The organism is Vibrio astriarenae (assembly GCF_010587385.1).
Taxonomy (GTDB): domain Bacteria; phylum Pseudomonadota; class Gammaproteobacteria; order Enterobacterales; family Vibrionaceae; genus Vibrio; species Vibrio astriarenae.
Genome location: NZ_CP047475.1, coordinates 2,566,121 through 2,577,599 on the forward strand (window position 1 = coordinate 2,566,121; position 11,479 = coordinate 2,577,599).

Annotated in this window: 10 protein-coding genes; 4 read left to right on the top strand and 6 right to left on the bottom strand. The window is 47.0% G+C overall.

Features of this window, described 5'->3' with window-relative positions; translation table 11 throughout:
* Positions 1 to 33: 33 nt before the first annotated feature.
* Positions 34 to 1,446 (top strand): phosphoglucomutase/phosphomannomutase family protein, encoded by a 1,413-nt coding sequence (locus tag GT360_RS11925; RefSeq protein WP_164649090.1) that lies wholly within the window; start codon positions 34 to 36, stop codon positions 1,444 to 1,446.
* Positions 1,447 to 1,530: 84 nt separating this feature from the next.
* Here GT360_RS11925 and GT360_RS11930 read toward each other — a convergent pair whose 3' ends face one another.
* The 6 genes from GT360_RS11930 to GT360_RS11955 all read right to left on the bottom strand — a co-directional run bounded on the left by GT360_RS11930 (position 1,531) and on the right by GT360_RS11955 (position 7,631).
* Entirely contained in the window at positions 1,531 to 2,568 is a 1,038-nt protein-coding gene (locus GT360_RS11930; RefSeq protein WP_164649091.1) for an ABC transporter ATP-binding protein, read from the bottom strand.
* An 18-nt stretch (positions 2,569 to 2,586) separates the two neighbouring features.
* The gene (locus GT360_RS11935) at positions 2,587 to 4,212 is read right to left on the bottom strand and encodes an ABC transporter permease (RefSeq protein ID WP_164649092.1); all 1,626 of its coding nucleotides are present in this window, start codon (positions 4,210 to 4,212) and stop codon (positions 2,587 to 2,589) included.
* 86 nt (positions 4,213 to 4,298) lie between these two features.
* Positions 4,299 to 5,312: a Fe(3+) ABC transporter substrate-binding protein gene (locus GT360_RS11940; protein ID WP_164649093.1), complete on the bottom strand. Its 1,014-nt coding sequence runs from the start codon at positions 5,310 to 5,312 to the stop codon at positions 4,299 to 4,301.
* 168 nt (positions 5,313 to 5,480) lie between these two features.
* Complete coding sequence (locus GT360_RS11945; protein WP_164649094.1) at positions 5,481 to 6,710, bottom strand: ammonium transporter; 1,230 nt, start codon at positions 6,708 to 6,710, stop codon at positions 5,481 to 5,483.
* Positions 6,711 to 6,735: 25 nt separating this feature from the next.
* On the bottom strand, positions 6,736 to 7,074 hold the full coding sequence (locus GT360_RS11950) for a P-II family nitrogen regulator (protein WP_164649095.1): 339 nt from the start codon (positions 7,072 to 7,074) through the stop codon (positions 6,736 to 6,738).
* Between the two features lie 191 nt (positions 7,075 to 7,265).
* Positions 7,266 to 7,631 carry a YacL family protein gene (locus tag GT360_RS11955; protein WP_164649096.1) on the bottom strand — a complete coding sequence of 122 codons (366 nt, stop codon included), beginning with the start codon at positions 7,629 to 7,631 and terminating at the stop codon, positions 7,266 to 7,268.
* Positions 7,632 to 7,755: 124 nt separating this feature from the next.
* Between GT360_RS11955 and GT360_RS11960 the strand changes: the two genes are divergently transcribed.
* The 3 genes from GT360_RS11960 (at position 7,756) to GT360_RS11970 (ending at position 11,452) form a co-directional block, all read left to right on the top strand.
* Positions 7,756 to 8,910, top strand: a complete 1,155-nt coding sequence (locus GT360_RS11960) for a sugar diacid recognition domain-containing protein (RefSeq protein WP_164649097.1) — start codon at positions 7,756 to 7,758, stop codon at positions 8,908 to 8,910.
* Positions 8,911 to 9,035: 125 nt separating this feature from the next.
* Positions 9,036 to 10,301 carry a GntP family permease gene (locus tag GT360_RS11965; RefSeq protein WP_164649098.1) on the top strand — a complete coding sequence of 422 codons (1,266 nt, stop codon included), beginning with the start codon at positions 9,036 to 9,038 and terminating at the stop codon, positions 10,299 to 10,301.
* A gap of 17 nt (positions 10,302 to 10,318) precedes the next feature.
* Positions 10,319 to 11,452, top strand: a complete 1,134-nt coding sequence (locus GT360_RS11970) for a glycerate kinase (protein ID WP_164649099.1) — start codon at positions 10,319 to 10,321, stop codon at positions 11,450 to 11,452.
* The last annotated feature ends 27 nt before the right edge of the window (positions 11,453 to 11,479 follow it).

The following is an 11,479-nucleotide window of genomic DNA, read 5'->3' on the forward strand; positions in this document are numbered from 1 at the left end:
GAAGATGTCGCTCTCGATATAAGGAATAGAATCATGATTCAATTTGGAACTGGTGGCTGGCGCGCGTTTATCGGCGAAGAATTCACCCGCGACAATGTCGAACTCGTCGCACAAGCTGTTGCCAATATTTTAACCAATGAAAAGGTGGTTGAACGCGGTTTTGTCGTGGGTTACGACCGCCGTTTTCTCTCAGATAAAGCCGGAAAGTGGTTTGCTCAAGTTCTTGCGGCTAACCAAATCAAAGTCAGCTTCATCGATAAATTTGTGCCTACTCCAGTGGTGATGTTTAAGGCGAAGCAGATGAACTGTGCCTACTCAGCATGTATTACCGCCTCTCACAACCCAGCAGATTACAACGGCATCAAAATCTTTATTGAAGGCGGCCGTGACGCCGATGAAATCATCACTCAAAAAGTTGAAGCTCAAATCGCCTATCTGACGAAGGCCGATGTACGAACAATAGAATTTGAGATCGCGATTGAGCAACAGCTGATTGAAGTGATCAACCCAATGAATGAGTTTGTCGACTCTATTATCGAGTTCATTGATATTGAATCGATCAAAAAAGCCAACCTCAAAGTGCTTATCGACCCTATGTTTGGGGTGGCAAAAAATGCGCTGCAAACCGTTTTGATCAATGGGCGCTGCGATGTCGACGTGATCAACGATGGCAAAAATCCTGATTTTGGTGGCCTAATGCCGTCTCCTAGTGCCGCCACCCTTTATCGTCTTAAACACCTGGTGGCCAGTGAAGGTTACGACTTAGGGATCGGCACCGATGGGGATGCTGACCGCTTGGGTATTATCGATGAGAAAGGGAACTTTATTCACCCTAATGAAGTGTTGATGCTGCTGTACTACTACCTACTGGAATATAAAGGCTGGACAGGTTCAGTGGTGCGCAATCTCGCGACCACCCACCTTCTCGATAAGATTGCAGAAGATCACGGCGAACAGTGTTTTGAAGTACCGGTTGGTTTCAAACATATTAGCTCGAAGATGGAGGAGGATAATTCTCTGATTGGGGGAGAAAGCTCCGGAGGTCTGACAATTAGAGGCCACATCAAGGGGAAAGATGGTGTTTTTGCCTCAAGCCTTTTGGTGGAAATGCTCTCAGTGACACACAAGAAGCTCTCTGAACTGCTAAATGAAATCTACTCAAAGTATGGCTACGCCTATATGGCTGAAGGTGACTGTCAGTTTAAGCCAAGTGAAAAACAGCGCATTTTTGACAAGATCTATGTAGAGAAAGCACTGCCTGACTTTGCTTTTGAAATAGAGAAAGTCAGCTATGACGATGGTGCTAAGGTGTACTTTAAAAACGGTGGGTGGGTGATTGCTCGCTTCTCGGGCACAGAACCACTACTGCGAATTTTTGCGGAAATGCAAGATAAAGAAACTGCCGAATGTGTCCTTCAACAATTTAAGGACTTTCTAGCTCTATGAGTTAGAAGTACTTATCCTGTCATACTCCTATAGGTGAAGGACACACTTGCCCAGCCATTCGGCTGGGCCTTTTTATATATGGGCCTATTTGGCGTGGTAAGCCAAGATGCCTTGCATATCGACCTCAACCGATACCGACTGGCCACGAACCAGTGGTTGTGGCGATGTAGCGAGCAAACGATGACCATCAATATCAATCACATAGCGGCAGTGATCTCCCATGAACTGCTGCTCAATAACCTCTATTTGGCTCTCTTCTGAAGGCGTAATCACCACATGCTGTGGACGCAATAACAACTCACAGCGAGCACCTACTGTAATGTCATCCTGCGCTTTTGCTTCTATATTGCCTAGGCGAGTAGCAAACACATCATCTGCCAAGCGCTCTGCGGGTAAGTAGCTACCACCACCTAAGAAGTCAGCAACAAACTTACTTGAAGGCTCGAAATACAGCTCGGATGCCGTGCCATATTGCTCAATAACCCCTTGGTTCATTACTGCCATTTTATCCGCAAACGCAAAGGCCTCTTCGCGGGAGTGAGTCACAAAAATGGCCGTCACACCCTGCTTTTTAAACAAGCGACGAATTTCACCAATCAACTCATGGCGAACCTGAGTATCGATATTAGAAAACGGCTCATCGAGTAGCAACAAATCGGGCTTGTAGGCTAAAGCGCGCGCAATAGCAACACGCTGTTGCTGACCGCCAGAAAGTTGGTGCGGGTAGCGATCACCAAACGGAGTCAGGTGTACCAACTCCAGCATCTCCGCAACCTTTTCGGCCTGTTGTGACTTGGTGAGTTCACGCAAACCAAAAGCGATGTTTTGCGCCACGGTAAGATGTGGAAATAGCGCATAGTCTTGAAAGATCATGCCTATGTTGCGCTGCTCGGGTGGTACCCAGTTCTCACCATCATCAATGGTCATACAGTTTAGGCTCATTTGCCCTGCTGACAGGGGAATCAATCCAGCAATGGCTTTTAGTAGCGTGGTTTTACCACAGCCACTTGCGCCCAAAAGACAAACAATTTCACCATGGTCAACCAACAGAGAGAGGTTCTCTAGAACCGTTTGGTCATCATACTGACACGTTAATTGATTAACCGATAATGCACAGCTCATAGCATCGACTCCAAAGTGTTAATGGGTATGCTCTAGTGAGCGATTGACAACAACAAGTGGGATAAGCCCCACCACCACGAGCAAAATAGCTGGTAAAGCCGCAAGCTCTAGGTGTTCATCTGAGGCGAAGTTATACACATACGTCGCCAGTGTTTCAAAGTTAAACGGACGCAGCAGAATCGCTGCATTCAACTCTTTCATCGACTCAATAAACACCAATAGCCCAGCAATCAATGCACCGCGGCGAATCAAAGGCAGATGCACACGCCACAGCATAAAATTAGAGTTACAGCCCATGGTGCGTGATGCCATATCTAGAGATGGTGACACTTTATTTAAGCTGCTCTCAACACTACCAATCGCGACCGCCGAAAAGCGCACAACTAGAGCAAAAATAATGGCAAACATTGAGCCAGAGAAGATTAAGCCGGGTCTGCCCCACTCCATCCACCGCGCAAAGTCATTCACCATATGATCCATCGCGATCACAGGCACTAGAATACCGATGGCCAGTACAGTACCAGGTACCGCATAGCCCATTGAAGAAAAACGAATGGCCGCCAAATTCGACTTGCTCGCTTTGAGGCGATGATTAAAGTTCACAATGATTGCAATCGCAGTTGCAATGACTGCTGCCACCACAGAAACATACAAACTGTTGAAGGCATACTGCTTAAATTCCGTTGTCCAACTCTGATCAAAGTAGATATACGCATACTTCACAAGTTGCCCGAGAGGAAGAATAAACGCAATCAATACCAAGCCCCAACACCATGCAACCGCAAGCCATTTTTTCCAGCCTCTAAGCTCATAGCGAAAGTCTTCATGGCTACTAAATGTGGTTTGAAATAGCTTTTGACGCCTGCGACTGTAGCGCTCTGCACTGAGCAGGACAAGCACAAAGACCAGCATTACTGCAGAGATCTTAGCGGCTGCTGACAAGCTTGAGTAGCCAAGCCATGTATCGTAAACAGCGGTAGTAAGAGTACTGACGGAGAAGTAGTTCACCGCGCCGAAATCACCGATGGTTTCCATGGCGACAAGTGACAAGCCCACCGCAATCGACGGCCTTGCCAACGGCAACGAAATTCGTACAAAGCTTTCCCAAGGAGAGCACTTCAAAAGGCGAGCAGATTGAAGCAAAGAGACATTCTGCTCCATGAAAGCAGCGCGAGCGAGAAGATAGACGTAAGGATAAAGTACCAGTGATAGAACCCAAGTCGCACCGCCTAGCGTGCGAATGTCGGGAAACCAATACTCGCCTGGTCCCCACCCAGTGATATCACGCAGGAATATCTGAACGGGGCCGGCAAAATCAAACCAGTCAGTAAAAATGTAACCAACGATGTATCCAGGCATTGCCAGCGGCAAAACCAGCGCCCACTGCAGCACTTTTTCCCCCGGAACACGACACATCGCCATAAGCCAAGCGGAAGGGATGCCGAAAACCAATGACAAAAACATCACGCCCGCCACCAAAAGCAGCGTATTGGAGATATAGGTTGGCATCACCGTAGACATAAGATGACCAAAGATGTCGTCTGTTTCGCTAACGGCGGTATAAAAAATGGCTAAAATAGGCAAAACCAGCAGCAATGCGAGGGCAAAGCTGCTGGTTTTCCATAAATAATTACTTTGTTTCATCAACTAGTATGAGAATGTGATGCTAGTGAGAATGACTCTCATAGACCTTTATAAAATTAGGGGTACAGTTATACCCCTAGATGACATTAAAGGTCAAACTTCACTTCGTCTAGAAGACGAATTGCCGCTGAATGGTAAGAGGCAATTTCATCCAAAGAGATGCTATCTGCTTTGAAGTCCCCCCAAGACTCGACGAGCTCAGAACGCTTCACACCTTCTTTCACTGGGTACTCGTAGTTCACTTCTGCGTAAAGCTGTTGTGCTTTATCGGCAGTTAGGAACTCCATTAATTTCAGAGCGTTGTCACGGTTAGGAGAGTATTTCGCCATGGCCATACCAGAAACGTTTACATGAGTACCCTCTGTCTCTTGGTTCGGGAAGTTGATGTATACCGCGTCTGCCCAGGCTTTTTGCTCAGCATCATTAACCATCTTACCTAGGTAGTAGCTGTTGCCCAGAGAGACATCACATAGGCCTTCACGGATAGCTTTTACTTGTGCACGGTCATTGCCTTGAGGCTTACGTGCTAGGTTGGCTTTTACGCCCTCAAGCCACGCTTTCGCTTCCGCTTCACCGTGGTGTGCAATCATCGAAGAAACCAGTGATACATTGTAAGGGTGCTTACCTTGACGAGTACAGATTTTACCTTTGAACTCTGGGTTCGCTAGGTCTGCATAATTAAATTCTGCGCCAAGTTTACCTACGCGATCGCGTGACGAGTACACGTTACGAGTACGTAGAGTCAGTGCAAACCACTCATTTTCGTTATCACGGTATTGTGCAGGAACATTACCTTCAATCACGTCACTTTCAACGACTTGAACTAGACCTCGGTCTGTCAGTTCTGCCAAACGGCTGATGTCAGTCGTAAGCAGTACGTCTGCTGGGCTGTATTCACCCTCTTGAGCCAGTTTCTCAGCAATACCTTGTTTCGCGAACATAACATTGACTTTGATGCCAGTCTCTTTCGTAAACTCATTGAACATTGGCTCAACCAAGAATGGTTGGCGGTAAGAGTAAACATTCACCTCACCTGCAGCCATCACTGAAGGTGCGATTGAAGCACATGCTAGTGCAGAGAGAGTAAGCAGTTTTTTCATTGTCTGTCGTCCGTTTATTTCATGACGGCGAAAATGCGCCGATTAATTGTTAATGATAATGTTTATCAGTTTCGTTATTATATTTAGTAAACTTTGTTTTGCAATGATCAAAAACAAAAAAAAGCCCGCCAGTTTATGGCGAGCTTTAGAAGTTTTAGTTATATCGAGTTACTTAACCGTAACAAACTCTGGGTAAGCACCAACACCACAGTCGTGCATGTCCATACCTTCCAACTCTTCTTCTTCCGTTACACGGATACCGATTGTTGCTTTTAGTACGCCCCATACCGCTAGACTTGCTGCGAATACCCAACCGAAGATAACAACTGCACCTAGAAGCTGAGCACCGAACGTTGCGTCACCGTTACTTAATGGAACAACCATCAGGCCAAAGAAACCACACACACCGTGAACAGAGATAGCACCTACTGGATCGTCAATCTTAAGTTTATCTAGACCGATGATACTGAATACCACTAGCGCACCTGATACCGCACCCACACTTACCGCAGCCAATGGCGATGGAGATAGTGGGTCAGCTGTGATAGCAACAAGACCTGCTAGCGCACCGTTAAGAATCATTGTTAGGTCAGCTTTGCCCCAAGTCGTTTTACAAACAAGTAGCGCTGCAATTGCACCTGCTGCCGCTGCTGCATTGGTGTTCAAGAAGATTTGACCTACTGCTGTCGCGTTCTCGAAATCAGATACCATTAGTTGAGAACCGCCGTTGAAGCCGAACCAACCAAACCACAGGATAAATGTACCCAATGTTGCTAGAGGCATGTTTGAACCAGGAATCGGGTAGATTTCACCGTTTTTGCCGTATTTACCTTTACGAGCACCTAGCAGTAGTACGCCAGATAGTGCTGCTGCTGCACCCGCCATGTGTACAATACCTGAGCCAGCAAAGTCACTGAAGCCTGCCTCTGCTAGGAAACCGCCACCCCAAGTCCAGTAGCCTTCCATTGGGTAGATAAAGCCTGTTAGTACCACTGCGAAGATGAGGAAAGACCAAAGTTTCATACGTTCAGCTACCGCGCCAGACACCACTGACATTGCTGTAGCAACGAATACAACTTGGAAGAAGAAGTCAGACTCTAATGAATGGTCTGCACCTTCACCTTGAGTGCCGATTAGCGCACCAAATGATGGCAACCAACCGCCTTCGCCATTATCGACATACATAATGTGATAGCCGACCACCAAGTACATAGTACAAGCGATAGCGTAAAGACAAACGTTCTTGGTTAAGATTTCTGTCGTGTTCTTTGAGCGAACAAGACCGGCCTCAAGCATGGCAAAGCCTGCTGCCATCCACATCACTAACGCACCCGAAATGAGGAAGAAAAAGGTATCTAGTGCGTAACGTAGTTCAGATACTGTTACTGAAAGTTCCATAATTGTTCTCCAATCCTTTGAATTCTTATAGTGCTTCTGTGTCCATCTCACCGGTACGGATACGCACGGCTTGACTTAGGTCGTAAACGAAAATTTTACCGTCACCGATTTTACCGGTGTGTGCCGCTTTAGTGATTGCTTCTATAACACGGTCAACATTCTCTGCCTGTGTTGCAATCTCTAGCTTCACTTTAGGCAAGAAGTCCACTTGGTACTCTGCACCACGGTATAGCTCTGTGTGACCTTTTTGACGCCCGAAACCCTTCACTTCAGATACCGTCATCCCTTCGATACCTACGTCAGCGAGTGCTTCGCGCACATCGTCCAATTTAAATGGTTTTACAATCGCATTGATTAGTTTCATCGCTTCCTCTCCGAAAACATTCATCTCTGGTTTGATTCCACTAATCCAATCTACGTGCCAACTTTTTTAAACCTTTAATTTCAACAACTTATGATGAGAAGTAATTTGTCACTGACGAACTACGCACCAAAACAGTGCAGTGCACTCACGAAAATGAAGCAAAGTTTTAACATTTCCCCATTTCAGTGCATCTAACCGACAAACTCTCGCCATTGAATCAACAGCGACTCAAAATCATCTAAACCACAGACGGCTTCTGTCTCGTCGGAAAAACTCCCTAACTCTTCATCATGCCAGTCACTGCTATCATCTTGCACCGTATGTGCTGTGACGGTGACTTCATTGTCATAAACAGATAAGTTATACCCCTGCCCCAATACATTGATCTCGTTGAATGGGTTATTACGTGCTTGAGCTAATAGTTCCAAGTGCTTATCAACTCTCGCTATTTGCGTGCCTAATTCGGATTCAACCCATTGAGCCACCGCCTCATGCCCCATGCTGCAGTAAACTGTGTATGTACCTAATAAGGTGTTCTTTTTAAATTCAAAATCCATCACTCTACCTTTGTGAGGCTCATCGCCAGCAGAAAAAGTCGCCCATTATACCATTTTCTTGATATTTCCGGGCGACCGGCAGACTATTGTCCTCGGTAGCATGAGAATCTAAATTGGGGTAAAGATGCAGTTAAACGAAATGATTGCCCGACAAATAGTTGAACGTACGATGAAAATCATCCCTCACTCCATTAATGTGATGGATGATAAAGGGCGTATTATCGGCTCGGGAGATCAGGCTAGGTTGCACCAAAAGCACGAGGGGGCTGTTCTCGCTATTACTGAGTCCCGCGTAGTGGAGATCGATGAAGCAACAGCGGATCACCTAAAAGGCGTCAAACCTGGAATCAATCTTCCAATCCTATATCAAGCACAGGTCATCGGCGTGATTGGTATCTCCGGCAAACCGCAGGATGTGCATCATTTTGGTGAATTGGTAAAAATGACCGCGGAGCTCATTGTGGAGCAAGCTGCTCTAATGTCGCAGATAGAGTGGAATAAGCGTCACCGTGAAGAGTTAGTATTGCAGTTAATCAAAGGAACGACACTTAATGAGATGCAACTTGATGCGATTGCGGACAGACTTGATCTGGATCTCGCCCAACCTCGCATTGCTGCCGTTGTAAAAGTCTTGCCCGAAAAAAACAAGCCCCTATCGCTTGAGCACCTGCAGCAACTCGTACACCTGCTGGAATACCCTGAGCGCGATAATCTAGTGGGCATCTTATCGGTTTCACAAAACGAAGTGGTGGTGCTCAAACCTATTACTCTGACGGCTGACGGTTGGTCGAAAGAGACTGAGACCAAACGCATCAACCAACTGTTACGCCGAGTGAAAAAAGAGGCTAATTTCAAGATCAAGATTGCGTTGGGGGATTACTTTACCGGTTTAAGTGGACTTGCGCGCTCATACGATACGGCTCAATTGACTCTCAACAGCGTCGCCAACCGACAAGGAGAGGTATTCTTCTATCAGGACTATCGTTTACCCGTCATCATGAGCAGTCTACTCAACGAACCATGGCGTCGAGAGCAGCTCGAGCAACCCTACCTTGCATTGCAAAAGGGAGATAGCAAAGGATTACTCGTTAAGACCCTCAAGATCTATTTTCTACAAAATTGCGATTCAGCTCTCACTTGTGAAAAGCTGCATATTCACCGTAATACCCTAAGGTATCGACTAGAGAAAATTGAGCAACTAACATCATTAAATATCAACAAGATAGATGACATTATGCAGTTGTATATTACGATTAACTTATTTCACTGGGCAAAGTAAATTTGTGCAAGCGCACAATAAAACGACCTGTCTGGTGATGAACATTTGTCACTTACGCTAAAGACTCTTTCGTTCTGTCACTCTATATTTGCGAAAAAATTCGCTTATCCATTTGGAAATAGAACATGATTGAAGTCTCTACACTCGGTGCTCTATCCGCGCTTGTCGTGGCGATTGCCCTAATCCTCAAAAAAGTTCCACCAGCGTACGGCATGATTATTGGTGCGCTGGTCGGTGGTATCGTTGGTGGCGTCTCACTGACCGACACTGTTGGCCTGATGATTGGTGGTGCGCAAGGTATTGTCACTGCAGTCCTACGTATTCTAGCGGCAGGTGTGCTAGCTGGTGTCCTGATTGAGTCTGGTGCAGCCACTTCGATTGCTGAAACCATTGTCAAAAAAGTCGGTGAGACACGAGCGCTGCTAGCGCTTGCTCTCGCAACAATGATTTTAACCGCTGTGGGCGTTTTTGTAGATGTCGCAGTCATTACCGTATCTCCGATCGCCTTGGCGATTGCTCGTCGTGCTGACATCTCGAAAACGGCCATCCTTTTAGCGATGGTCGGCGGCGGTAAAGCGGGTAACGTCATGTCACCTAATCCAAATGCTATCGCCGCCGCAGATGCTTTTGATGTCCCTTTGACCTCTGTTATGGCTGCAGGTGTTGTTCCTGGCTTATGTGGCATGCTACTGGCTTACTTCATCGCTAAGCGTCTGGTCAATAGAGGAACCAAAGTAGCGGAGTCTGAAGTCGTTGCTGTAGACCATAGTCGTCTTCCTTCTTTTGGTGCAGCGATTGTTGCCCCACTGGTCGCTATTGCGCTACTCGCTTTGCGTCCAATTGCTGGCGTTAATGTTGATCCTCTCATCGCATTGCCACTAGGCGGCTTGCTTGGTGCTGTGATCATGGGACGTTTCAGAGATTCTAACCACTTTGCAGTGTCTGGCCTGAACCGTATGGCTCCGGTCGCAGTGATGCTGCTTGGCACAGGTACACTCGCAGGCATCGTCGCAAACTCAGCGCTGAGAGATGGCTTGATTGACCTACTTACTGCCTCTGGTTTGCCGTCATACCTACTTGCACCAATCTCTGGTGCCATGATGGCGCTAGCAACGGCCTCCACGACAGCTGGTACAGCCGTTGCCTCTAGTGTGTTTAGCACCACGATTTTGGACTTAGGTGTTCCTGCTCTTGCAGGCGCTGCCATGATTCACTCCGGTGCGACTGTTCTTGACCATATGCCACACGGCAGCTTTTTCCACGCAACCGGTGGTGCCGTTCATATGGATATTCGTGAGCGTCTAAAGCTGATCCCATATGAATCGGCAGTGGGTCTGATGATCGCGTTCGTCTCTGTGATGATGTTTGGTGTGTTTGGTCTGTTTGTTTAAAGTCTTAAGGTATTGAAATGAAAATTGTAATTGCTCCAGATTCTTATAAAGAAAGCCTAACGGCAATGGGTGTGGCTCAAGCGATTGAGAACGGCTTTAAGCAAGTGCTTCCAGAGGCTGAATACATCAAACTGCCAATGGCAGATGGCGGCGAGGGAACGGTGCAGTCTCTCGTCGATGCAACAGGTGGTTCTATCATTCCTCAGCCAGTGATTGGCCCTCTAGGTCAAATTGTTGAAGGTTTCTATGGTCTTTTAGGCGATGGTAAGACCGCGGTTATCGAGATGGCTGCCGCTTCTGGCCTCCACTTAGCTCAGCCTGAACAACGTAACCCTCTTAAAACCACCACTTACGGTACGGGTGAGCTGATTAAAGCGGTTTTGGATAAAGGTGTTGAGCACATCATTATCGGTATTGGGGGCAGCGCAACCAATGATGGTGGCTTGGGCATGGCGCAAGCACTTGGCATTCGTATGCTCGATAAAGATGAAAAAGAGCTGGGTTTTGGTGGCGGTGAGCTATCACGCCTACAAAAAATTGACCTTAGCAACCTAGACCCAAGACTTACCCAAGTTCGCCTTGAAGTGGCTTGTGATGTTGATAATCCACTTTGTGGCCCTAAGGGCGCTTCACATGTGTTTGGCCCACAAAAAGGCGCGACGCCTGAAATGGTTGAAACGCTGGATATGAACCTGGCTCACTATGCAGGTATTATGAAAGCCCAGCTTGATAAAGATGTTATCGATATGCCGGGTGCAGGGGCGGCTGGTGGCCTTGGTGCCGCACTAGTGGGTTTGCTGGGAGCAGAGCTTCGCCCTGGTATCAATATCGTGATGGATGCAGTAAACCTCAGCCAAGTCGTTGCGGATGCTGATCTCGTGATTACTGGTGAAGGCCGTATTGACAGTCAAACCATTCATGGCAAAACACCGATTGGTGTTGCGCGCACTGCGAAGCAATACGACTTACCTGTGATTGGTATTGCTGGTTGCCTATCATCAGATTGCGGTGTGGTACACGAACACGGTATTGATTCTGTTTTTGCTGTAGTTAACCGCTCTGTCGACCTACCGACAGCACTGACTGAGGCGGCAGAAAACGTTGAGATCACTGCGCGCAATGTGGCTGCAATCTTTAATATGACTCGTTAACCTAACGCTGAAACACAGATCAAAAAC

Excerpts from the sequence above, each read along its gene's own strand:
- GT360_RS11925 (WP_164649090.1), top strand. The coding sequence starts at position 34 with ATGATTCAATTTGGAACTGGTGGCTGGCGCGCGTTTATCGGCGAAGAA.
- GT360_RS11930 (WP_164649091.1), bottom strand. The coding sequence starts at position 2,568 with ATGAGCTGTGCATTATCGGTTAATCAATTAACGTGTCAGTATGATGAC.
- GT360_RS11935 (WP_164649092.1), bottom strand. The coding sequence starts at position 4,212 with ATGAAACAAAGTAATTATTTATGGAAAACCAGCAGCTTTGCCCTCGCA.
- GT360_RS11940 (WP_164649093.1), bottom strand. The coding sequence starts at position 5,312 with ATGAAAAAACTGCTTACTCTCTCTGCACTAGCATGTGCTTCAATCGCA.
- GT360_RS11945 (WP_164649094.1), bottom strand. The coding sequence starts at position 6,710 with ATGGAACTTTCAGTAACAGTATCTGAACTACGTTACGCACTAGATACC.
- GT360_RS11950 (WP_164649095.1), bottom strand. The coding sequence starts at position 7,074 with ATGAAACTAATCAATGCGATTGTAAAACCATTTAAATTGGACGATGTG.
- GT360_RS11955 (WP_164649096.1), bottom strand. The coding sequence starts at position 7,631 with ATGGATTTTGAATTTAAAAAGAACACCTTATTAGGTACATACACAGTT.
- GT360_RS11960 (WP_164649097.1), top strand. The coding sequence starts at position 7,756 with ATGCAGTTAAACGAAATGATTGCCCGACAAATAGTTGAACGTACGATG.
- GT360_RS11965 (WP_164649098.1), top strand. The coding sequence starts at position 9,036 with ATGATTGAAGTCTCTACACTCGGTGCTCTATCCGCGCTTGTCGTGGCG.
- GT360_RS11970 (WP_164649099.1), top strand. The coding sequence starts at position 10,319 with ATGAAAATTGTAATTGCTCCAGATTCTTATAAAGAAAGCCTAACGGCA.